General features: G+C 55.1%; 15 protein-coding genes. 7 read left to right on the forward strand and 8 right to left on the reverse strand.

What is annotated here, in order from left to right; translation table 11 throughout:
- The first annotated feature begins 15 nt into the window (after positions 1-15).
- Positions 16-1,821: an ATP-binding protein gene (locus ABD971_RS02775; protein ID WP_345319193.1), complete on the forward strand. Its 1,806-nt coding sequence runs from the start codon at positions 16-18 to the stop codon at positions 1,819-1,821.
- 495 nt (positions 1,822-2,316) lie between these two features.
- Positions 2,317-4,446 carry a PAS domain-containing hybrid sensor histidine kinase/response regulator gene (locus tag ABD971_RS02780; RefSeq protein ID WP_345319196.1) on the forward strand — a complete coding sequence of 710 codons (2,130 nt, stop codon included), beginning with the start codon at positions 2,317-2,319 and terminating at the stop codon, positions 4,444-4,446.
- A 68-nt stretch (positions 4,447-4,514) separates the two neighbouring features.
- Here ABD971_RS02780 and ABD971_RS02785 read toward each other — a convergent pair whose 3' ends face one another.
- From ABD971_RS02785 to ABD971_RS02795, 3 genes are all read right to left on the reverse strand, one after another.
- Positions 4,515-6,104: a sulfatase family protein gene (locus ABD971_RS02785; RefSeq protein WP_345319198.1), complete on the reverse strand. Its 1,590-nt coding sequence runs from the start codon at positions 6,102-6,104 to the stop codon at positions 4,515-4,517.
- A 45-nt stretch (positions 6,105-6,149) separates the two neighbouring features.
- Entirely contained in the window at positions 6,150-7,880 is a 1,731-nt protein-coding gene (locus ABD971_RS02790; protein ID WP_345319200.1) for a sodium:solute symporter, read from the reverse strand.
- Between the two features lie 203 nt (positions 7,881-8,083).
- The gene (locus tag ABD971_RS02795) at positions 8,084-8,251 is read right to left on the reverse strand and encodes a hypothetical protein (protein ID WP_339944732.1); all 168 of its coding nucleotides are present in this window, start codon (positions 8,249-8,251) and stop codon (positions 8,084-8,086) included.
- Between the two features lie 74 nt (positions 8,252-8,325).
- On the opposite strand from ABD971_RS02795, the gene ABD971_RS02800 reads away from it, so the two are divergent.
- Entirely contained in the window at positions 8,326-9,438 is a 1,113-nt protein-coding gene (locus ABD971_RS02800) for an AraC family transcriptional regulator (RefSeq protein WP_345319203.1), read from the forward strand.
- 64 nt (positions 9,439-9,502) lie between these two features.
- Here the strand turns inward: ABD971_RS02800 and ABD971_RS02805 are convergent, their stop codons facing one another.
- On the reverse strand, positions 9,503-10,642 hold the full coding sequence (locus ABD971_RS02805) for an acyltransferase family protein (RefSeq protein WP_345319205.1): 1,140 nt from the start codon (positions 10,640-10,642) through the stop codon (positions 9,503-9,505).
- Between the two features lie 314 nt (positions 10,643-10,956).
- On the opposite strand from ABD971_RS02805, the gene ABD971_RS02810 reads away from it, so the two are divergent.
- Together ABD971_RS02810 and ABD971_RS02815 are read left to right on the forward strand one after the other, a co-directional pair.
- The gene (locus ABD971_RS02810; protein WP_345319207.1) at positions 10,957-12,327 is read left to right on the forward strand and encodes an SWIM zinc finger family protein; all 1,371 of its coding nucleotides are present in this window, start codon (positions 10,957-10,959) and stop codon (positions 12,325-12,327) included.
- A complete protein-coding gene (locus ABD971_RS02815) occupies positions 12,324-15,350 on the forward strand; it encodes a DUF6493 family protein (protein WP_345319209.1) in 3,027 nt (1,008 codons plus the stop codon). Before ABD971_RS02810 ends, ABD971_RS02815 begins: the two co-directional genes overlap by 4 nt.
- Here the strand turns inward: ABD971_RS02815 and ABD971_RS02820 are convergent.
- Positions 15,316-16,383, reverse strand: coding sequence for a 3-deoxy-7-phosphoheptulonate synthase (locus ABD971_RS02820; RefSeq protein WP_339944741.1), 1,068 nt, complete (start codon positions 16,381-16,383; stop codon positions 15,316-15,318). The genes ABD971_RS02815 and ABD971_RS02820 overlap by 35 nt on opposite strands.
- 422 nt (positions 16,384-16,805) lie before the next feature.
- On the opposite strand from ABD971_RS02820, the gene ABD971_RS02825 reads away from it, so the two are divergent.
- On the forward strand, positions 16,806-17,705 hold the full coding sequence (locus tag ABD971_RS02825; RefSeq protein ID WP_345319212.1) for a rhomboid family intramembrane serine protease: 900 nt from the start codon (positions 16,806-16,808) through the stop codon (positions 17,703-17,705).
- Positions 17,706-17,791: 86 nt separating this feature from the next.
- On the forward strand, positions 17,792-19,387 hold the full coding sequence (locus ABD971_RS02830; protein ID WP_345319214.1) for an arylsulfatase: 1,596 nt from the start codon (positions 17,792-17,794) through the stop codon (positions 19,385-19,387).
- Positions 19,388-19,528: 141 nt separating this feature from the next.
- Here ABD971_RS02830 and ABD971_RS02835 read toward each other — a convergent pair whose 3' ends face one another.
- The 3 genes from ABD971_RS02835 to ABD971_RS02845 all read right to left on the reverse strand — a co-directional run bounded on the left by ABD971_RS02835 (position 19,529) and on the right by ABD971_RS02845 (position 24,846).
- A complete protein-coding gene (locus ABD971_RS02835) occupies positions 19,529-22,939 on the reverse strand; it encodes a family 78 glycoside hydrolase catalytic domain (protein WP_486348638.1) in 3,411 nt (1,136 codons plus the stop codon).
- Between the two features lie 227 nt (positions 22,940-23,166).
- Positions 23,167-23,385, reverse strand: coding sequence for a hypothetical protein (locus ABD971_RS02840; protein WP_339944748.1), 219 nt, complete (start codon positions 23,383-23,385; stop codon positions 23,167-23,169).
- A gap of 30 nt (positions 23,386-23,415) precedes the next feature.
- A complete protein-coding gene (locus ABD971_RS02845) occupies positions 23,416-24,846 on the reverse strand; it encodes a purine-cytosine permease family protein (RefSeq protein ID WP_345319219.1) in 1,431 nt (476 codons plus the stop codon).
- Positions 24,847-24,860: the final 14 nt, after the last annotated feature.

Raw genomic sequence — 24,860 nt, forward strand, 5'->3', positions numbered from 1 at the left:
AGGTACGCGGCATCCGTGTCGGCCCAATTTAACCAGCACGCCGCTACGATTTATCGCCGAACCGATCGTATGTTCGCAGTGTTGATGGTGCTGCAATGGGCGGTAGCGATCGCCGTCGCGAGTTGGTACTCGCCGAGCACATGGAACGGAGCCGATCGCAGCATCCATCCTCATATGATTATCGCGATCATCGGCGGTGGATTGTTAGCGAGTTTACCGGTTGCGATGGCGCTACTATTGCCCGGACGATCGATCACACGGAACGTGATCGCAGTCAGCCAGGTGTTGTTTTCGAGTCTGCTGATCCATTTATCGGGCGGGCGAATCGAAATGCATTTTCACATATTCGGATCGTTCGCCTTTTTAGCTTCGTATCGCGATTGGAAAGTGCTGGTTGCCCCAACCTTGATTGTGGTCGCCGACCATATGGTGCGAGGAATATGGTGGCCCGAATCGGTCTTTGGTATCGCCACAGCGTCGCACTGGATTTGGATCGAGCACACGATCTGGTTGCTGTTCGAAGAGCTGGTGTTGCTGATCACAATCCGGCAAAGTGTCGCGGAGATGCGATCCCTTGCCGTTCATACTATCCAACTTGAAGCCGCGACCCAAACGGCGGAGGATGCCAACAAGGCGAAGAGCGAATTTCTGGCTAGCATGAGTCACGAGTTGCGTACGCCACTGAACGGTGTGATCGGGATGACCGAATTACTTTCGGAATCGGAACTGGATGACCGCCAGCGCCGCTTCGTCGATGCGTGTCAATCCAGTGGCAAAGCGCTGCTCAAATTAATCAGCGACATACTCGACTTCTCGAAGATTGAAGCAGGCCACATGGTGCTCGAAGAGCGTGCCTTTGATCTACGTTTGCTGTTGGATGACGTCGTCCTCTGCATGCCGCTGCAACTGGACGAGAAGCGTATCAAGCTTAGTTGTCATTTCCAGCAATTGCCGACGCTGCAGATCATCGGGGATAGTCATCGCCTGCGGCAAGTGCTGCTTAACTTGCTTGGCAACGCGGTCAAGTTTACCGAACATGGCGAGATCCGCTTTTACGTTCACCCACAGCGTCTAAACAGCGACGAGGTGACTTTACTTTTTTCGATCGAAGACACTGGGATTGGCATTCCACCAGACCGCCTGGGAAGTCTCTTTCAATCGTTCTCTCAAGTCGATAACTCGATCAGTCGCAAATACGGCGGAACGGGGCTGGGGTTGTCGATCAGCAAATCGATCGTGGAAAACATGAACGGCGTGATCGGCGTCGAGAGTCGTGAGGGGGTAGGATCGCGATTCTGGTTTACCGCGACATTTCGGCGAGCACACGACAACCGTGAACCGCATCCCAAGGATCCGTCAAAACGTGCCTCGACAAAATCAAAGACGAGCCAATTGGATTCGGCCCACATTTCGTTCGATGTGACTGCGTCCCCGGTCGCACAAATTTTATTAGCCGACGACAACCCGTCCAACCAACAACTCGCAAAAGAGATTGTCATCGGATGTGGGTGGCAGTGTGACGTCGTCGATAACGGAATCGACGCGCTCCGTGCACTCGATTCGAAGCATTACGACGTCGTGCTGATGGACTGCCAAATGCCGTTGCTCGATGGTTTTATGACGACCAAAGAAATTCACAAACGGATTGCCGAAGGGCGGATCGGATCGCGACCTGCGATTGTTGCCTTGACCGGCAACGCGATCCAAGGAGACCGCCAGCGATGCTTGGACGCGGGGATGGACGATTACGTCAGCAAACCGTTTGATTTGACTCAGTTAAGAAAAACCGTCAGTCGGCTGTTGGTGGCACAACATTGCTAGTGCGGGGCGTCCTCAGTCGCTGAAACCGAACCCAGACGCCGCGAGGAACCCAAACACTCATGGGCGGCAAAGCGTCAATGCCATCGACATTGACGCTCGACGGGTGCAAGCTCCGGAGCAACGCAGAAACGGTGGCTAGGGACAAATTGCGGCGATTACCCCAAAGTTCGCAGCCGAGTAGCACGGCGATCCGTTCGCATAACGACTGGGGCAGGATTGCCTTTTTTCGTATTCACAGAACGACTGCAACAGGCGGATGCATACCGAAGCCGATTTCCAATAAAATTGTCAAAGCCAAAAAGTCTTGCCGTCTCGGTGCATTTTTTAAGACCAATGTGCAAAGGAACTCGACTAGAATAGCTACGATATATTTGAACGGCGGTGATCACTTCGGTTACAAATAGGATGTCCCCCACGTGTCATTCGCGGATTTTATAGTCTATTGAATGGTTTTTCGATTGAGGCAGCAGTCCCCCAGGTGGCCGAGAGATCAAGATGCACGAAAAACGAGCTGCGGGCGAGGATAATTCGGAGGCTCTCGCCCCCGTGCAAGAGCAGTCTGATGGCGTCCCGGTAGACGATCGATTTCTTTTGCAATCGCTGATGGACCACATCCCCGACAGCATCTATTTCAAAGATGAAAAGGGGAGGTTTATTCGCATCAATCGTGCAAAGGCCGATCGCTCGGGACTCGCGTCCACCGACGATGCCGTGGGCAAGAGCGACTTTGATTTCTTCGCTCCTGAGCACGCCCGAAAAGCGTGGGCTGATGAAATGGAAATCATGCAAACCCGCGAACCCTTGGTTGAAAGCGAAGAGCATTTGATTTGGTCGAGCGGACTCGAACGCTGGGTGTCGACCACAAAACTGCCTCTGCAACGACAAGACGGCAAGGTGGTGGGAACCTTTGGCATCTCGCGTGACATCACCAAGTTAAAGCAGACCGAACGTGCACTGGGAGCTGCGAAAGAGGTCGCTGAAACCGCAAATCGTGCGAAAAGCGAATTTGTGGCAAACATGAGTCACGAAATTCGCACGCCGATGAACGGCGTGATCGGAATGGCAGAGCTGCTGCTCGACACTGAACTCAGTTCGGTACAGCGAGAGTACACTCAGGCAGTCCTCGAATCGGGCGAGGCGCTGCTGGGACTGTTGAATGATATCCTTGACTTTTCGAAGATCGAAGCGGGCAAGATCGAACTCGATCCCGCGGCGTTTGACATTCGCGACAGCATCGGCACCATGATGAAATCGCTCGCCGCGAGAGCGCATCACAAAGGTCTCGAATTGGCTTATCATTTTGATCCGATGATTCCGGAAATCGTGGTCGGTGATGCAGGCCGGCTGCGACAGATCCTGATCAATTTGGTTGGCAATGCGATTAAGTTCACCGAGCAGGGCGAGGTCGTTGTCGCGGTGAATGTGGACCCTCAAACCGCGGACACACAGAACGATCAGAATATCTCGCTAAAATTCGCGGTAACCGACACAGGGATCGGAGTCCCGCAAGACAAGCTTGACACGATCTTTGCCGAGTTTGAACAAGCCGACAAATCGACCACGCGGAAATATGGCGGCACCGGCTTGGGGTTAGCCATCGCATCGCGTTTCGTTGAATTGATGGGAGGACGGTTAGCGGTGCAGAGCGAATTTGGTCGCGGAACCACGTTCAGCTTCGTTGTCCAACTACCGATTGGGGTGCGTGAAACCAGCAACAAGTCACAGCTGAATCCGGAATCCCTTCACGGGCTCCGCGTGCTGGTGGTCGACGACAATCAAACCAATCGTCGTATTCTGCAAGAGACGCTTCAGAACTGGGGGATCCAGCCGCAAGCGGTTTCCAATGCCAAGGACGCGTTTGAACAAGTCAAGTTGGCGGTCGAGCAGGGTACGCCGTTCCAATTGGTGATCTCAGACGTCAATATGCCCGAGATCGATGGTTTTGGCTTCGTCGAGTCACTACGGCACGACAGCCAAGTCGCCGAGACCACGGTCATGCTGCTGACGTCCGGGATGCGGTCGGGGGATCTGCCACGCTGTGAAGAATTAAACGTGGCAACGCATTTAATGAAACCGGTCAAACAATCCGAATTGCTGCGGGCGATTTCGCATGCGGTGGGACTCGATGCACACGACGCGGACGCCCCGCAATCCGACTCGCTTGACGCAGCCTCGCTCGAGTCCTGTTCTGGCTATCCGAACACGGCGACTGCATCCCCTTCGCTCGGTAGTCTGCGTGTGCTGCTAGTCGAGGACAGCTTAGTCAATCAAATGGTTGCCAAGGGATTGATGAGCAAATGGGGGCACACCGTTTCCGTTGCCAAAAATGGAATCGAGGCAGTACAGAAAAGCGAAGCGGACGCATTTGATTTGATTTTAATGGATGTCGAGATGCCCGAAATGGATGGTCTCGACGCGACGCGTGCGATTCGCAAGCGTGAGCAGAATGCAACGCCCCCCCAACACGTTCCCATCATCGCCATGACCGCTCATGCCATGAAGGGAGACGAGGGGCGGTGTCGAGAGGCAGGAATGGACGCCTACGTCGCCAAGCCGATTCGGCAACAAGCGTTGTTGGACGCGATGACGACGGTGGTTGCCGCCAGCAGCAATCGATCTCGCTAACTCACCATTCCAAGCAAATAGAAATAAAAACAGATGGTCCTCTCACGGATCGGTCTCTGAATGCGATTCTATTTTTTCTTAGCGGTCTTTTTCTTCACGCCGCCCGGACGCGCCGGTGACGGTGAGCCTTCGGGCCGCACCATTTCTGCACTTGGGCGTTGATTCGCTTTGATTTCGGCGACATGGGTGTCGTAGGCGTGTTGCAGCCGTTTGACGACCTCTGGATATTGCGCTGCAACATTCGTGGTCTCGCCGATGTCAGCCACGGTGTCATAGAGCTGCACCGGATCCGTTGATGGCTGCCACTTCGCGTTGTCGCGGTTCTGTCTGCCTTTGCCTTCTTGCCATGGATAGAACTTCCATTTGCCCGAACGAACGGTCCCCGGGCCGTGCATCAGCACATAGGCATCGTGCGGACTTTTGGCGTCCACCGCACCGCTCATCAAAGACCAAATATCCTTGCCATCGATTCTTCGCGCAGGCAAGTCGACTCCACTCAGCCGGGCAAACGTCGGCATCAGATCGATCGAGGCGGCGACTTCGGAACAGACCGAACCGGCGGGAATTTTTCCCGGCCACCACATCAGCGTGGGCTCACGAATACCGCCGTCATAGACGCTGCCTTTCTTGGCCCGCAGCGGCAGCGAGGATCCAACCGCAGCGCCATTGTCACTGGTAAACACGACCAACGTGTTCTCGGCGATCCCGGCCTGCTTCACCGATTTCAAGATCTCGCCGACGGACCAATCGACCTCTTGGATCGCATTGGTGATCAGATCGTTGTCGGGATTGTCAAACGCAGGCGAGACGGCAAGCGGCAAATGCACCATCGTGTGTGGCAGATAAAGAAAGAAGGGTGCGTCGTCGTTCTCGTTGATGAACCGGATCGCTTCTTCGGTGTACCGCCGCGTTATCGTGGTTTGATCACAGGGGTATTCGATTACGTGTTCGTTGCGAAACAAAGGTACTTCATTTTTGATCTTGCTACCCGCTTTCAAATCGGCCAGCGTCACACCATTACGAAGGACGATGTCATCGGAAAGTTGGTTCGCGGGATCGATCCACATATCATTGCTGTAAGGAATCCCATAGTAGGAATCGAACCCTTGGTACGTGGGCAAACAGGGCGGCAGATGCCCAAGATGCCACTTGCCCACACATGCAGTCCGGTATCCCGCCGTTTTAAACATATCCGCCAACGTGACTTCGTCGGGATGCAGCCCTCGATCACTGTTGGGAAACAACACTGCTGCCATGCTCAAACGTTGGTAATGACATCCCGTCATCAACGCGGTACGAGATCCCGAGCAAACGGCACATCCGACGTAAAAGTCGGTGAACTTCATCCCGTCAGCGGCCATTTGATCCAAGCTGGGCGTCTTGGGAACCGTCGCTCCGTTAAACCCCACGTCGCCGTATCCCATGTCATCGACAAAGATCACGATCACATTGGGCTGATTGGCTAATGCGACGGCACCGCAATGCAAAGAGGAAAGTAGAACTCCACACAAAACAAAAATAGACGTCGTCGGGCGCATCAACAAAATCCAATCGGGGAATTTCAATCGCACTGAAACATGAAATTGTACTCGCCGACATACGCCGGGGGCTTTGTCCGCCCCCATCGTTTTCGAGATTTTTTGGATGGGGAAATTCATCTAAATGCGAATGCCAATAAGGAATCGCTAGTTATCCCAATCCCGCTATCGAAAGATCCAGTAAAGGATCGCCATGACCAGCATCAGCAGCGTCGACAGCAGACGTGGATCGCCCAACCGACTGTCGCCGGGGATCTTCAGCGCGGCCCACGGCGGATCCCATGCCAATTCGGATCCGCGTAAATCACCGGTCTCTGCGGCGGCGTCCGGCAAAAATCGACTCAGCAGCGTCTGGGCCACAACGCACACCGTGAACAAGTAAAACGCCATCATCATGAAGCCACCGGGCAATTGATTCAGGGCCCCATCGGGTACCAGCGTGTTGGTTGCGAACACGGCGATCCCCAGCACCGAGCCACCGATCAGCGTGATGGCCGCGGCACGCGAGCTTGCTCGACGCCAAAATACGCCCAACACGAGCACGCTGGTGATCGGCGGAGCGATGTGCGAGATAATGCTTGCCATGCCATTGAAAATGCTCTCGAACATGTTCAGCGCGGGCACCAACGAAACCGCGATGATCAACGCGATCCCGGCCGAAATTCGCCCCACTCGGACAAGCGACTTATCGTCCACCGTCGGTTTGAACCGTTTGATAATGTCATAGCTAAACAGAGTTGAAATGGAGTTGAGTGCCCCTGACACCGTGCTCATCAATGCGGCCATCAATGCCGCCACCAAGACGCCACGCAGCCCAAGCGGCAACAGTTCGGTAATCATGCTGGCGTAAATTCCCTTGGACTGTACCGTGCCGTCGACCGTAATCAGCGACAGATCCAAACGCCCATCCGTAAATAGCGCCCAAGCAAGCAGTCCAGGAAGCACAAACAAGAATACTGGCAGAATCTTGAGCACGCCGGCAAAAATGGGCCCCTGACGAGCGTGCTGCTCGTTCTTGGCACCGAGTACTCGCTGCACAATTGTTTGATCGGCACACCAATACCAGATCCCCAGCACTGGATATCCAAGCATGATCGCATACCAGGGCATATTGTCGGCGTCACCATGGGGCCGCAACATCGACAACCGCTGCCCTTCATCTTCGCGGTCGAGGATCGAAAGCAAATTTTGCCAACCGTCCCAACCGCCCGGAGCATCCACCGTGCCACCTAGCTGCCATAATGCCAACGCCGTGATCAGGACCGCACCGCCCAGTAGTACGATCGTCTGAATGCACTCGGTCACGACCACCGCCAACAAGCCGCCCACGATCGTATAGATTCCCGTCAGCACGCAGAGCACGACGATGCTGTACATCATCGGAATCTCTAGCAGCTCTTCCAGGATGATGCCTCCGGTTAACAACGCGAACGCGATGTGAATCACAATCGCCGTCAAGATCGATACGAAGGCGAGACAGTCACGGCAGACGCGGTTGTAACGTCGCTCGAGAAAATCGGGCAGCGTTGCGATCCCCGAGCGAATATAAAACGGCGCGAAAAACAGACCGAGCAGCACCAGCGTGAAGCCCGCCATCCATTCAAAATTCCCGTTCAACAGACCAGTGTCGAAACCGTTCTGTGCCAGACTGACCAAATGCAACGTGGAAATATTCGTTGCAAAGAGCGACAATCCAATGCTGGCCCAGCCAAGACTTTTGCCCGCCAGGAAATATTCACTGGCCGCTCCCTGTTTTTTCTTGTGAAGCCAAGCGGCGAACAATCCGATGGCGACGATCCCGATCAAATAACCAACGGCTACGAGGATATCAATCGTGCTGAGATGAACGTGAGCGCCACTCGACAAGGATTCGGGAACATTTTGCAGACTTGCCATCGGCAAGGAAAGAGAAGAGATCAAGACTTGAATCACAGGGCAGGGGGAGGGGAAGAGTGGCAGGGTACCTACAAGCGGACGAAAACGCATCACGCGTTATCGTATTCGCATTCTCGTGCTATTGGAATCGGTTTTCATTGTCAAAGCAACGGAGGCCCAATGCGGCCTCCGCTGCGGTGTGTAGCTGATCACGCTGCCAGCGACTAGGGTTTCGAGGCATCCATCGCGTCACCGGACATCAGTGCATCCATCTCCGCTTCGCTGACCGGTTCTCGCGGGGGACGATTGGAGGTGTCAACGACACGGTTGCCATCATCGCCGCAACCTAACAGGAAAGGGACCAACAAAAGAGAATATAGCCAACCACGCATTTTTAATTTCATCCTTCTAAAAAGTGTTTTTAAATTGAAACGCAGGGAATCGTCTCGAACAAATCGGCCGGAACGTGTTGCGTGGAGTCGCATCGTTTGCGCAATCACGCACGAATTGGTCACTGCTTCACCAAGAAATGACGCTCGACATGTCGTTGCCGGCTTGGCTGTCGGCCACCCATATTCAGGGCGTAATTGTTCGCGCCGACAAAGCAACGATTGGCTCACTGCGTGAACTGAATGTCCCGCTGATCGATGTCCGCTGCCACGAGCATTTCGAAGGCATACCGCAAATCGAAACGGATGACCAATTGGTCGCCAAGCTTGCCTTTGATCACCTCTGGGATCGAGGATTCCGTCGGTTCGCCTTTTGTGGATTCCAACATGCCCACTATTCCGCGACACGATTGCGTTTCTTCAAAAACCTTGTTGCCGGCGCGGGGTGCCCCTTGTCTTTCTATGAAACGCCGACGCGACGTGATTTATCGTTAACACAAATTGAGCAGTGCGGTGTCAACGATGAATCTCAGCTGTCCGAGTGGCTTCGATCGTTAACACCACCAACCGGACTGTTCGTTTGTAACGATATCCGCGGCCAACAGGTACTGAACGCTTGCCGCACGCTTGACGTTGCGATACCCGACGACATCGCAGTGATTGGGGTAGACGACGATGACGTGATTTGTCCATTGACCGATCCACCTCTTTCAAGTGTGCGGCCGGATGCAGAAATGGTGGGCTACCGCGCGGCCGAAATATTGCAAGAGATGATAAACGGGCTTCCAGCACCTGAATCGATCGAGTACGTGCCACCCACATCGGTTGTGCAGCGATTGTCGACCCAGGTCATTGCGATTGAGGATCGTGAGGTCGCCAGGGTGTGCAAGTACATCCGTGATCATGCTTGCGATGGGATCGATGTACACGACGTTGCGGAATTCACCACCCTGTCCCGTCGCCAACTCGAACGTCGCTTCCGCAGCGAACTTGGCGGCACACCCCACGATGAGATTGTAAAGGTTCAGATCGCAAGGGTTGAAAAATTGTTACGCGAAACGACGTTGACGCTTGAACAAATCGCGCCGTTGGCCGGATACAGCCACAAGGAACATTTGAGCAAGATCTTCAAACGTAGAACAGGCAAGAGCCCGGGTGAATACCGGCGTCACCATGCGGCACAAAAGTGAACCGCCGTCATTGCAGGGTTGGTCGTCCTGACGTACCCAGGTAAAGGCATGACTAGATCCCGCATTAAACGCTTGGAAAATACCGCTTCAGTTTTAAAAAGTGACGTTCTAACAGATTCCAGCTTGCGACGGCGGCGATGTAGGTCAGTGCGAACATCAAACCAATGTAGCTGAGGTGACTTGTCACAGCATCGCCGGTGACCGCGGTGAACGTGGTCGCGGTAAGTACTGCAGACATCAGCGGAATCAAAGGATTTTGGAAGATGTACATCGCATAGCTGTATTTTCCAAGCGACCGCAGTACCGCGAGATTAAAAAAGCGAGCCAGTTTGTCACCGCGATTTGCCGTCATCAACCAGACCAAAATGCAGGCCCAAATCGTCGGCCACAACGTATGCGTCAACGTAAACAGTCCCTTATTCAGCGCCATTCCCATCGCAACGACTGCAGTGCAGACCAGAAACGGAATCAGCATCCATTTCTTTAGCGATTCGAGGGCGTTCGGATTTCGTGCCACCACAGCGACCGCGGCGCCGATCAGCAGCGAGTCGACACGAAAAATCGTCAACACATCGGCGGCAACACCATGTTGCGACACCAGGACGTAGCCGACTCGCGAGACCGCGCTGAGTACCGCTAAACCAATCGTCACACGAAGCGTCAGAGTGGATCGCGCGTGATAGAGAATGAACGGCCAAACAAGATAAAAATGCTCTTCCACCGCCAACGACCAGAAATGATCGAGATAGCCAAAACACCATTGGTTTTCCAAGCTCATCTTGACGTTGACCAGATAGGTCCACAGATAGAACTGATTCCCCAGTGGGAGAGAGAACATTTCAGCCACCTCAGGAACCAACCGTGCTGCGATCACGAGCGCCGCAAGCGTGCAAAAATAGAGCGGAAAGATCCGCAGGCTGCGGCGGGCAATGAAGTTGCGAAAGTAGTGGGGACGGTCTTTGCCATCGATCAAGATACCCGTGATCAGAAATCCGGAAAGCACAAAAAAGAGATCGACCCCGCGATCGCCCTGGCTCAAGACAAACCCAATCCACCTGCCGATGACGGTCTCTTCAGGAAACCCTTTGCCGAACCGATACAGCGTCACGACCAAAATGGCAAACCCACGCAGCCCATCCAGCTCCGGCACATGTTCACCGCGCCGCCATACTCGCTCGGCTCGATGCTGGTTGGTTGTTTCCATTTGGCTTTATAATGGGAGATTGGCTTCCAGGCTGTCGAGCCAGACGTTTTTTCGTAGCGAAACTCGCCAAGCGTTTTGGGTCGGGGCACCGATGGACGAAAGTCTCCGCGACTTTTGCTACGAAGAATTTAGCAATGGCTTCCAGTTTGACGAGGATGCGATGACAAGCTGGCAGCCAATCCCACAATTTCATCGAAGTTCGGCGTTCTTTATAGCAATAGCATAGACCGAGCCGAGTGCAATTATAGCTGCCCAGGCCTTTGTTTGTGGTACATTGATCGCCCCCCCCTTTTTGCCCACTCCGAGACATCAGCGTGTCGGCTGCCGCGATCACCCAAATCTATCGATATCCGTTCGCATCCAACTTTGATGGTCCGCGACGTCAATTGCGTTTGGCTGCCCAAGCAGAATCGCAAACGAGCCCGCACTATTTCCAGGGACGGATGCAGAATCCATGTTTGACGTGTGATCTACTTCGAGGCTTGATGCGGATTGTGCAGTCCCGTTTTTTTACTCCACCTGCGATGCTGGCCAAAACGATCGCTCTGTCGGATCCTGTGGTCACTTGCAGCGACGAAATGCTTCGTTTCGAAGGCTTCTCGGCGTGTTGTGGTGTGTATGCTCGCGTTGACCTGACGAGCGAGACATTGGACGGACAATGGCTAGCCCGGGGTACGACGAATGTGGATTTTAACGCTCCGATGTTATCGGCTCTGGCGATGGTGCAAACAACGGACGAAGTGCAGTTGGCAGTGGGCGCGGACGAAGTCCGTTTAGAGAGCGGAGGTACACAGATAGTCGAGAAAAAAGTCGAGCTACCGATACGTTGGCTGAAAGGTTTGATGGAGGTGCAAGTCTGTCAGTCGCGGATGGAAGAGATGATCAGTGTGTCGGCGATCGAAGGACGTCGATTTTTGCGAGGTTTGCCTCGCATGCACACTCATCGCCGCCCCACTTGGATCGCTCCTGCAGGGAACGGGTTGCGAGTAACGCAGATCGAAAATCGTGACGCCGTCCGTGTGGGGGGACTCCAGCGTCTGCGTATTTTGGAACCGCTCATTACAACCGCAGGTCGCTTACAGATCTATCGTGATCCGGTCACCGCGGCCGCTGCTTTTGTTCTTGATTTCCCGGGTTGCCGGTTTCACTTGGTGCTCAGCCCCGAAGTTTGGCGAGGATTCTCGGGTGAAGGGCAAGTGCTTTCCGCGACTGCGCTTTCATCGGATGAGCATGACACGGAACTTGCGCGTGTCCGCGCGGCACTCCGCTGGGATACCGTGCTCGATCCTGCGGTCATTGCAGCCCGGGCAGCCACCACCGCCCAGCGAGTCACGGCGTTGTTGGGCGTGCTGAGCACTCAAGGTGTCGTTGGGTTCGATCTCAGTAGCCAAGCTTATTTCCATCGTTTGTTGCCGTTTGACTTGGATTCACTGCGGTCCAGCTCGGCAAAAATGCAACCTCGGTTGGCTGCCGCGACAAAACTGATCGAAGAAGACAAAGTCCGTCTCGGAAAGCAGTGTGACGGCAAATACGAGGTCATGGTGGCCAGCAGCGATGTGGTGCATCGAGTTCGAATCGACGAACAATCAGCCAAATGCAGCTGCCCATGGCACGCCAAACATCAAAACGATCGTGGACCGTGTAAACACATCTTGGCAGCGCAGATTTTCCTAGGAATCCAATGACGACAATCGAGCAGGCTCTCAACGCAGTTTTTCAGAGCGGTGACAAATCCGCGATGCTGAAATTCTTCCAAGGCATGGAGAAAGCGGACCGCGCTTCGCTGCGTGCAAAGTCCAGAGCTTTGCTGAAAACTGCACCGACCGCGTACGTACAAACCAACGGCAACGAGTCTCATTTTGTGATACCACCTGAGTTGCCGGCCGGAGGACTTGCGGTGTTTTCCACGGGGACTCTGTCGGATGTTTCCAAACTGAACTGGAAGTCTCTGCCCAACGACGATGAACAGTTCCAAGTCATCGCTGACCGTCAACCGGATTGGACACAGCGCTGGGTCGTGAAACTTTTAGACGACCGCAGGTATTGGCGAAATTGGAAGCTGGTTCGACGGTTAATACGAGCGGGACTGTGCGAGAAGCCTGATCACCCGCACTACTATCTCGGGATGATTAGCGGGCTCGATGGCGGTTTTCGATCTGAAAGCACAGTGGAATCCAAGTTACTCGAAGACTCCGACTTGCTGGACGACGAGATATGGAGACTGTTCGAATACGAAGGAGGGGGTGACAACAGTTTAGCGAACGTCGATCGCTTCTCGGGCACGTCATGGAAAGCGGCACTGCTGTCGTTGGCGAATCGCGGTCGTATATCACGCGAACGACTGATCAGTTGTACGTTTGACGCATTGCAACGCGATTTCAACCACTATCGCGCGAAGTGGTTTTCGAGCTTTCATGACGAGTTGCAGTTGACCCAAGACGAGCGAGTTCAATTTGCTCCGCGCTATCTGCGTTTGTTGGCATGCTCGACGCAGCCTATCGTGGCTTGGGCTTTTAAGCATGTCCAGAAAATTGACAAAGCATCCCCTTATGCAGCGGCCGACCTGATCGCCGCATTGATTCCTGTACTGCAATCGCGACAGAAAGGGATCGTCAAAAATGCATTAAAACTCGTTTCTTCTGTCATCACTCGAAATCCAGAACAGACGACAGCGGCATGTCTGGCGGCGGTCGAGGCGTTGGCACACGAGGCTGCAGATGTTCAAGAAGCCGCTTGGAAATGGATCGAAACCAACGTCGACGAACCGCAGCCGGAACTGCGAACAAAGGTGAAAGGGTACGTCGATTTACTGGCGTCGTCGGTACAACCAAGCGTGCAGCAGTGGTTGGCGGGCGAGGAAGCCGACCATGCATCCACACCCCTCGCTAATCCAGCGGCAGAGGAATCGGCACCGGCAGTGGCCACCATCGCGTCAGTCACCGGAATTCGCGAGCAGTACGATCCGCAGTGGTTGCGGCTGTATTCGATAGATTCGTTGATTGAAAACATCGCATCGGGCAATCCGAACGTTCCTGCAACACGATTCGATGGCACCGAGATCGCTCGACTGCGCCCCGAGGACCAACTTGAACCGGTTACCGATCTTGACGAATTGATCGACCTGTGTTCGAGCGTCTTGGAAGATCGCGGTCAGGTGGATGAAGCCGAAATGGCAATCGATGGGATCGCCAGACTCTGTGATCAACGCCCTGCCGATTTTGCGCAGCGTGTCGCACCGCTCGCCAAAAGGACGGTTCAGCTGATCAAACGAGACCTGTTTCCGTTCTGGGGACGTGGCACCGTGTCGGACTTGGCTGGCTGCATCTATGCCTGGGTCGAGGGTCAGTTACTCGGTCCGCAAGGTGAATATGAGATCCGCGACGGACAACCTTACTGCCGTGTTGTCAAAGTCGATGGTCTACAGGGGCCGTTTCGCTACTGCAACCGCAACAAACCGCTGGCGGTGTTGTCGGACCGCTGTCAACAAATTGCGATGAGGGTGACGACGGGCACAGCCTCGACGCCGCTGAGTACTCCGACGCATCGAGGCGGTTGGATTGACCCGATGGTATTGGTGGATCGTGTGAATGCTTGCTCCGACGACTCACCGGACGAAACCGACGTGGTGATGGCGATGTTGCGATTGGCCCCGGATCGTCGAGCGGAAGCTCTCACACAGCTGAAACCGAACAAGCAGATCTGGCGTCAAGCGATTCGATACGCCCTCGGAGCCCAAGGTGTCACGATTGAAACGAACGAGCGTTTGTGGGTTGCTGCGGCCCGGGCACGATCACCATGGAAATCGGATGCCGCGGTTGCAGCGGCATTTCCCGAACAAGGGCCAGATGCCGCAACGGCCGCCACCTACCGCTGGGGCCATCAGTCCAATGAATACCGAGCATGGTTGTCGGTTGCGAGCGAGCCCGCTTGCCCCAAGTCGCCCTCTCGTTCACTGTCAAACCTATCAGAGCACCCCACCGTCAGCTTCCACCTACCGCATATCATCGCTTGGGAGGTAGGGCATTTTGCTGGTAACACGACCGACTCTGTCCGTGCCGCGGCAACGTTGTGGCCGATTGCTCGTGAGTCGTTTTTTGCTCGCGCAGCCGAGGCGTTCGCGGCTAATCTCGATTGGCACGAGGCACGCTGGTACAACAATTACTTATTGGAACCCATGCTGGATCCAGGGACGCCACTTTTAGAGATGGCGACGCTCTGTTTGACCATTGCATTGGCGGCCAAAGAACCCGGTGAACAGCGTCTGGCAACCGATGTTGCTACGGTCGCGATCGAGGACGGTCGTTTGGGCACCGACAACTTGGGGACTGCCATGCGTGCATTGTTGCCTGGCGGGATGATCAAGGCGGCGCGGTGGGCAAAATCGCTCGCCGAGGTCGCGTCCGTGTCGGATCTGCATGCGTTGGTCGTGCAAACCGCACTGCAAACGTGTCTGCAGGGTGATCCGACGAACTACCCACGTGATTTCGCCAAACTGCTTGCGCTCTTAAGACAGTTAACGCTGCAGCTAGAGACCTCCGTTGGCGAGACCGGCTGTCGCTCGGCACTGAGTGCGATCAGCGGAACAGGACAAGCCCGCAAGTTAGCCAACCAGTTGCTGGCGATTGAATCTGGAGCGGCCAGCGACAAAGTTGTCGCCGCTCAGCACCAAGCAATCAATTGCCGCGGCGTGACTCGACCGCGTCGCTGAGGTCTTGCAGGATCGCGATGGTTTCGTCCCATCCGATGCAGGCGTCGGTGATGCTCTTGCCACGCACCAAGCCGCCATCGCTGAGGCTCTGGTTGCCTTCGACCAAGTTGCTTTCGATCATCACACCCATGATGCGGTGGTCACCGTCGCCGACTTGGCTGCAAATGTCGCGGCACACATAGCGTTGCCGTGTGTACTTTTTGCGACTGTTCGCGTGGCTGGTGTCGATCATGATCCGTGGTCTCAGATTCGCCTTCTTCAGCAAATCGGATGCGGCATCGATACTCGCCGCGTCATAGTTTGTGTGAATCCCGCCTCGCATGATCACGTGACAATCGCTGTTGCCGGTCGTGGCAAAGATTGCGGACGTACCTTCTTTGGTTACGGACAAGAAATGGTGCGGACGCGAGGCCGAGCAGATCGCATCAACCGCGATTTGCACGTTTCCGCTGGTTCCGTTTTTGAAGCCTACCGGGCACGACAACCCGGATGCGAGTTCACGGTGACCTTGGCTTTCGGTCGTCCGCGCCCCAATCGCTCCCCAACCGACAAGATCGGCAATGTATTGCGGGCTGATCAAGTCGAGAAATTCGGTGCCGGTCGGCAGCCCCATCGCGTTGATGTCACGCAGCAACCCCCGAGCGGTTCGCAGCCCGCGGTTGATCTCGAAGCTGTCGTCCAGTCCAGGATCGTTAATCAAGCCTTTCCAGCCCACGGTGGTACGTGGTTTCTCGAAGTAGACCCGCATCACGATCAATAGATTGTCGTGGTGTTTTTGTTGTTCCACGGCTAACAGTTGAGCGTATTCCAACGCCGCTTCGGGGTCATGGATCGAACAGGGGCCGACGACAACCACCAACCGATCATCCTCTTCGCTGAGCACACGCTGGATTCCCGATCGAGCGCTCGAGACGGTTTCCGCCACATCGGCTTCGACCGGAATCTCGGCCATCAGATCTTTCGGTGGCATCAACTGCTTGATCTCGTTAATGCGAAGGTCGTCAGTCGCTGGCGTTTGGGTATTCTCGGTCATCGCGTCGTCTGGTTGGAATCGGAATCAATTCGAAAGCGTTGACTATCGTTGATGGACGTAAAAGATCAACCGGGGATCGAATTTGGACCCGATGCGGACAGTAAATTAGGCAGAATTGTTTGATACGACCGTCACAAAGTCGCATCGGTAAAGGGCGGTAGCGTCGGAAAACGCAGCACGTACCCATTGTATCTAGAGCGGATCCAATCAACAGCCTGCATCCCCAAAGGTGGTGCCGCCAACCCCCGACGGTGTTTTTCGGCGTAATCGTAGTTCGATCCCAGTCGCGATAGCGACGCAGATGCGGCCGTGACAGGGACTTTGCACCAGCCGCCCTGGCGGAATTCCGCTCCGCTACGTTCCGGCCCACGATTGTCGATCGTCGGATTGCTAAATCGACGCTCCGCGCCGAAGATAGATGCATGGAAAATCAGCTGCCGGATGAAGAAGTCGTGCTCAGCACAAATCGTTCGAGCGAATGTTTCGAAGCACGTCTCGTCCTGATGGCCGCCGGGATTGCCGCCGATGCGGTCTCTCGCGATGGCGCATGGCTGCTGGTGGTGGCTCGCGAGGACCAGGGCGTTGCGATCGCCGAACTCGATGCGTATCGAAACGAAAACCGCGATTCAGCGCCGCGTCGCCGGACCGCCGATCCCGTTTTTGAAGCCGCAGCGTTGGCGGTCTTTCTCTACGCCAGCGTGCTCATGATTGTCGCCGTGCTGGCCGCGAAGTCGACGTTTGGGTTTGAATGGTTCCAGGCCGGACGGATGCATGCAGGAAGCGTCGTCGCCGGAGATTGGTGGCGAATGTTGACCGCATTAACGCTCCATTTAGATGCCGCGCATCTGATGGGCAACCTGTTATTCGGAACCGTCTTTGGACTGCTGGCTGGACGATCTTTAGGAGGCGGCGTGGCTTGGTTGGGAATCGTGATCGCGGGCGGCATGGGTAACGGAATGAACGCCTGGGCTCAGCCCGCAGCCCACACCTCAATCGGTGCTTCGACCGCGGTTTTTGCCGCACTTGGGATGATCGTTTCTCACGGACTCCGCCGCTGGACCGCTTCCCAGGAAAAACCGTTCAAACGATGGAGCCCGTTGATCGGCGGAGTGCTGTTGTTGGCGTTCACCGGAGTCGGCGGCGAACGCACCGACGTGCTCGCCCACGTCACCGGCTTCGTCGCAGGATTGCTGATCGGCTGGGCCGGCAGCCGTTTGCCTGTTCGCTGGTTGGCCAGCCGGTGGGTTCAATCGGCGGCAGGCGTCACCGCAATCACGCTGATCGCGGTCGCTTGGATCGTGGGGCTCGGTGCTGCGGGTTAACCTATACTGCAACTTGGCTTGATCTGTTTAATCTCAAGATAGGAAGGATGAATGTGGCGGACTTATCTCATTTTGCGTTCGGAAATATGCTTCCAGCTTTACGATCATTCTCGCGAAAAACCGCGATCTTGTTGGCCGTTTTCTTCTCGGTTGCTGGCATCGCAAACGCAGAATCAAGACCCAACATCGTGGTGATTCTCGCCGACGACATGGGGTATTCAGACCCTGGTTGCTTCGGAGGCGAGATAGCGACTCCCAACATTGATCAGCTTGCCAAGGAAGGCGTTCGCATGACCCATTTCTACAATGGTGGCATGTGCGTCGTATCCCGAGCGTCAATGTTGACCGGCCGCTGGTGGCCAAACGCGCTGCGGAATTTCCAAGACACGCCTCTGTTGCCCGAACGGCTGCATGAATCGGGGTATCGGTCGGCATTAATCGGAAAATGGCATCTCGACGGCCATCCGATGGACCGCGGTTTTCATCACTTTTTCGGATTCTTGTCGGGCTTCGCCGATCATTTCGCCGGAGCTAGCAGTTACCGACTTGATCGCGAGCCGTTCGCGGACTTTGCAGACAACTACTACAGCAGCGATGCCTTGAGCGACCGAGCGATACAGTTCATCGACGACACCACGAAACAGGCACCAACCGATCCGTTCTTTTTGTATTTGAGTTACCAAGCTCCTCACAATCCGCTGCAAGCTCCGCGTGACGACATCATGCAATACCGAGGCAAGTATGCTGCCGGTTGGCAGGCGATACGCGAGGCCCGCTTCCACCGTCAAAAAGAAATGGGACTGGTCGCGGCCGACGCGGTGCTTCCCTCCTATCCCCAAAATCTTCCCAAATGGGATTCGCTCAGCGATGAACAACGTGATCTCGAAGACTTGCGGATGTCTGTGTTTGCAGCGATGGTCCAGCGTATGGATCACGGCATTGGGCGAGTCATGCAGTCGATACGAGACAACGGGCACGGCGAAAACACGCTGGTGCTATTTCTCAGCGACAATGGAACCGATTCCTTTTCGGTGGTCGACCAGGCAATGTTGAAAATGGACCGTTTGCCGGGTGACCCAGGCTCGAACTGGCAACCCGGCACCGGCTGGGCGTATGCAAGCGTGACACCTTGGCGAATGTACAAAATTGGCCAGCACGCCGGTGGCGTCACCACGGGCGCGGTCGCTTGGTGGCCCGGTAACACGGGCGATCCAGGACGCATCGAATCACGCGCGGTCCACATGGTCGACGTGTTGCCGACCTGTCTCGATGCGATCGGAAAACTGGCAAACGACGTGGCGGGCGAGTCGTTTCTGCCAGTGCTCCGTGAAGAAGCGTGGCAACGCCAACGCCCACTCTATTTCCAGTACATGGACAACCGTGCCATCCGCACCGATCGATGGACCTTGGCCGAGGTAGACGCCGCCGGTTGGCAGCTATTTGACAATCAAAACGATCCTCTGGAGACAACGGACCTCGCGGCGGCAAAACCCGAGGTCGTCAACGAACTCAGCGCAAATTGGTCGAAATGGTGGTGCGACGAAAGTGGCGATGCCGTATATACGCCGCAATCAACCCGAAATAGTCCGCACTATCGCCCCCAAGGCGACCGGGGAAGCGGAGTTCGCTACACCCCAAGTGCGATGCCTAAACGACTCTCAGGCCGCTACCCCAAACCGTAACAGGTTGCAGTAGACGCCCCAGGAATCTCGCGACCGGATTCACGCCCGAGGCTAGCGTCCACTGCCAACTACTTTGGCATTAACCGGATGGTTTCCATAGCGGAACGCTCGCCGTTGTTTGCCTCCGAGACCGCATCTTCGCTACTGTTGGGAATCCTGTTTATCATCTAATTGAAAGATCGAAATCGATTCAATCATCATCTCGCCGACGTTCGCGTGTTCGTCGTACGTATTGAACGGATCGAAGCGAATACTTCGAATCGGTTTCGTCTCATTCACGCTAAACAAATAATCGTTCACTTGATCGCTTGCAGTCAGCGGACGGATGTTCTGCTGTGTTCCGTTAAACCCACGCTCGGGCAACGCCCAGAAAAACTGGCTTGTCGCTCCCTTACTAGGCATCGCTCGCAATTGGATCACGATTGACCCGGAAACCGTTTTGGGAAGTCGCGTCGACATTTGTGAATCGTTGCCGGTGGCGACCAAGAAGGCTTTGCCGTCGCGCTGTTCGACTTTGACATTGGACACGTGGGTCCACTTTTCGACATCCGCCGGGTTATCAAAATCCCATCGCACTAACTCCTTTGCATTCGTCATGTCGATGCCATCCGGATTGATCGAAGTGTCTTTGGGTTTCGATGTCACGAGGCCCTTGCGAGCCGATTGCTTGGCGAAAGGCATCGTGAACTCGTAATCACCCGATCCCACCACGAACTTCGTGGATCCGCTGTCAATGCGAGGCTTGCTGACGTTCACGTTATCCATCGCGGATTTACCGGATTCCAGAATCGATTGCGGATCCTCGGTCGGCAGAACCACCGTCGCCGTCGCATTGGCCGGAATCGAAACGTGCAAATGGAATTGGCCATCGGCAATTTTCCAATCGCTACGGATCGTCCCACGAATCGAATCATGCGAAGCTCGCACCCAATCGATAACATCGACCATCGCATTGCTGTTGGGCGTGGGCACATGAGGATGGATGATGATCTTACTGTATCCTGGGCCGTCCGATTTGATTCCCGCCAACGTATCAAACATCCACTCACACACCGCACCAAACGCGTAATGCGAGAACGAGTTCATTGCGGCGTTGTGCCGTCCAAAGGCGTCTTCTTTGGTGTAGCTGTCCCAACGTTCCCAGATCGTGGTGGCACCGTTTTCGATCTCATAGCCCCACGAAGGAAACTCGCGTGATTGCAGCAAGAACGTCGCCAAGTCGTGTTGTCCTGCACTCGACAGCACGGGAAGCAGCGGCCGTGTCCCCAAGAAGCCGGTCGACATATGGTTGCCGTTCTCGGCGATCATTTTGGCAAGATGGCGGCCTGTCGCTTCACGTTGTTTCGCTGGCACAAGATCGGCAAACAATGCCAACGCTTGCGCCGTTTGCGTGTTCACGTTGATGCTGCCATCGTCGCGAAGGTATTTCGCTTGGAATGCTTTCTTGGTCCGCTGTAATTGGTCGCGATACGCTTTGGCTTCTTTGTCGTGGCCGATCGCTTCGGCCATTTCGGACATCATACGCGCCGAGATCGCAAAGTAGACCGTATCGACGTAATCCAACGGGGTGCTAGCTCCTTGCGCCAACCAGTCGCCCCATGCATTGCCATGCACGATGCCTAGATCGTTGTCGCTCGTCTGTTCGCGCCACTGCATGAACCGGGTCATCGGTTCCCAACAATCCTCGATCACGCGAGTGTCGCCGTACGCTTGCCAAATCGTCCAGGGACAAATCACACCGGCATCAGCCCAGGCGGATCCGAAATCCCAACCGTGTTGAAACGGAAACGGAGCGTAACCGGGAAACGCACCGCTTTCGCGTTGTGATTCCATTAACTCACGAAGCCATTTTGTATAAAACGCACCGATGTCGGCGTTATAGGCAGCCGTTCCGACGTAAGCTTGTGCGTCACCGGTCCATCCCATTCGTTCGTCGCGTTGAGGACAATCCGTCGGCAAATCAAGGAAATTTGCACGTTGAGTCCAGACCACGTTTTTGAACAATTGGTTGACCACCGGGTCGCTGCACTCGAACGTGCTGGTCATCGGCGTGTCGCTGTGCATCACCAATCCGGTCACCGTATCCAAGTCGGCCTCGCCTGGAAAGTTTGCGACTTCGACGAACTGGAAACCATGGAATGTAAATCGTGGTTGATAGATCTCGCCATCCGGGTCGCCTTTGCAGACGTAATAGTCCGTTGCACGTGCTTTGCGCAAATTCTCAGTCATCATGCGACCATCGGGATGCAACATCTCGGCGTAGCGAATCTGGACGCGATGTCCCGCGGGGCCTTTAATTTTCAGCCGAATCACCCCGGCAAAGTTTTGCCCGAGGTCAAAGACATAAGTGCCCGGTTCACGCTCGGTAATCTTTTTCGCTGGCAGTTCTTCCGTGATGCGGACGGGAACGCCAGGAAACGATTCGAGTCGCGGACGTTTAAAGCCAAGGTCACGCGGCGTGCCTTGAATACGAGGACCGCCCCCCACGTTTTCGGGATTATGAGCCTCGTAAAAGTCTGCGACGACGTTCTCCATGTCACGTGCTAGGATCGCGTTGTCCCAGTTTGCATCATCAAATCCGGGTGACGACCATCCCGGCTGCTCTTTGCGGGCGTCGTATGCTTCCCCCATTAACAGATCCGCCTCTTGGATCGGGCCGTCTGCGGTCACCGTCCAAGTCGCATCGGTGCTGATCGTGGCTCGCGTACCGTCGACATATTCGACTTCCATCTGCGTCATCAACGACGGGGTTTTGCCGTAGTTCCACCTTCCCTGACGTTCGGTTCCCATCCCGGTTAGCAAACCAAAGCCAACATATCCGCTGTACCAACCGTCTGCGACACGAGCACCAATCACGTTCTCGCCACGTTTGACCAAGTCGGTCACGTCGTAGGTGTTGTAATAGGCCCGTTGGCGGTAATCGGTCCATCCGGGGGCAAAATACGCATCACCCACTCGCGCGCCGTTGATCTCGAGTTCGTAGATCCCCAGTGCAGCAGAATAGACCGTCGCACGGGCCACTTCCTTTTCCGAAGAAAACGCATTGCGATATTGGCGAGCCGCCGGCAAATACAGCTTGCTAGTGTCTTTCGAGATTGATGATTCGTCTTCGTACGAGATGTACTCGGCTTTCCAATCGGATTCTTCGAGCAGCCCCATTGTCCAAAATGCAGTTTCGCTCCAATCCGAAGCGATGCCATTACGATCCCATGTACGGACTTTCCAATAACACTTTTGCCGCGACGAAAGCGGTTTTCCATCATATTGAATCTGCAGTGTTTCGGACGACGTGACCTTTCCCGAATCCCAAAGGTCAGGCAAGTCGGTCGCGAGCAATTTTGCCGACGAAGCCACTCGGATTTGATAAGCCGTTTGCGATTCCCCTCGCTGATCCGAAACGACAATCCAATTGAATCGAGGACGGAGCGTGTCGATCCCGAGTGGATTGACTCGATATTCGCAGCGGAGCGATGAATCGGAGACACTTAGGCCTGGCTCGGCCGCGGTCAGGCGTCCGCCAGCGAGAAGGAGAGTCGCTACGAGTAAAAACAAGGAAAGACGTCGGAAGACGTTTGGCTCGATTTGCATATTTTGCGGTTTGAAAATAGGAGGGGGGGGGAATGCCCGGTGACGTCACCGAATTGCATCAGCGGTCACCGATTCAGCTTCGATTGCCGTTAGCGGAACTCGATCGAGTGTTTCGTCTGGGAAGGGAGAACAGCCGAAAGTCTTGACGACTTTCGCTAGGTCCATCCCAAAGCCTTGGCTGCGACAAAAGTCTAGATCTCGACACTCGGTTCGCTGCCGGGGTGCAGTTCTTCGGAATCAATATCGCGGCTCATCCAAAACGGTGTGGCAGCGAACCACACAAGCGTTCCGATCAACGCCGATGTCTTCACGACACTCAGATCGATCAGACCCGCGAAGCACAGAACACTCGGAACGATGGTCGCCGCCAGTGCGAGCAGCGAAGCCACTTTGAACACGATTGGTTTCATTGTTTTTCTCGTTGAGGCAAGGGGCGGCAACTAATTGGCAGCAACGTCACCTGCAGGCGACTGAAGCATTTTGCTGAGGCCAAGGTACAGAATTCCGCTGATGATCCAGCACGGGATGACGGCATAAGCGGCGAACAAGTCCTGAGCGAAGATCAAGTAGAGCCCGACGAAAACCGGCAATAGCCAAGCAATCAACACGGCCATGTTGACCGATTGGCTGCGACGTGCCGCATATTCATCTTGCAATCCAAAACGCTTCATCAGGTAATAGTCGACGAAAATGATTGCCCCCATTGGGCCCAAGACGGTGCCGTATGTTCCGACGAATCCAAGTAACTGGGCGGACAAGTTTGGAAACGCTCCGGCCATCGTTGCAACCGCTCCGGCCACCAAAGTCATCACGGTGCGAGAGCTTTTGGGAAAGATGCCTTGGAACGCCAAGCCGGCGCGATATATCGTGGGGTTTGCGGTGGTCCAGCCTGCAATCACCACACAAATAATCCCGGTCCAACCGAGGGCTCCCCAAGCCAACATGCCTGGGTTGGCCGAGTCGTTTTGCGACAGTTTGATCTGAGCTGCCAACAGCAGAGCCGCCGCAATCCAGGCCATGTAATGCCCCAGAAACATCCCAACCGCAGGAGCCCAACCGGAGGAGGGTTTTCGTGCGAAGCGAAAGATCGACAGGTCCGCCATCCCGAAGTGCATCGCTCCGTTACAAAGCCATGCAAAAATCACAATTTGTGAGAACGTAAAGGGCTTTTCACCACTCTTTGCTTGGACAAACGCTACCGCATCGCTCCAATATTTGCCTTCGGATAGCGCTTCGCTGCTAGTCGCTCCCATTTGGATCAATGAGACGATTCCGCAGGCAGCAAAGATGCAAATCATCCAGGGAGCGGCGATGTTTGCCACTCTTGCCACCGTTTGGTAGCCCGCTGCGGCAATCACCGCCATCACGATCCCCACGACAACCACAAGCGCCGTGAACGACGGAGCACCGAAGCCAAACGTTTGCTCTGGGACGGCATAGTGAATGTCAAATGGCACACCGACCGCACTGGCCGATACCGTCACCATCGCGCCGGCTAAGAAGCAGAACAACACGCCGTTGACGACGTTGTAAAGCTTGACGAGTGACCCGCCGGCAATCCGTTCGAGTTGGTAGTAGAGCGTAAATCGTTTAGCGATCGCAATCGGAGTGACGAGGTATCGCCACGTCAAGACGGCCAAGATGTTGCCTAACAGTAACCCGAGGATCAAATCGGCGAGGCTAGCTCCGGCGGCCAAAAACAGTGGCCCGATCATAAACTCGGTGCCTGCTGCGTGTTCGCCAGCGTACATGCCCCAGAATTTCCCGGCACCTAATAACGCTTTGTCGGGGACGCGTTGGCGTTCATACTCACCACCGGTATGTTCTTCAGCAACTCGTTCATCAACGGTGTCGGCCAAGGCTTCGTTCATCCAGTTGTTTCCTT

The sequence above is a fragment of the Novipirellula rosea genome (assembly GCF_039541335.1).
In the GTDB taxonomy this organism is placed as follows: domain Bacteria; phylum Planctomycetota; class Planctomycetia; order Pirellulales; family Pirellulaceae; genus Novipirellula; species Novipirellula rosea.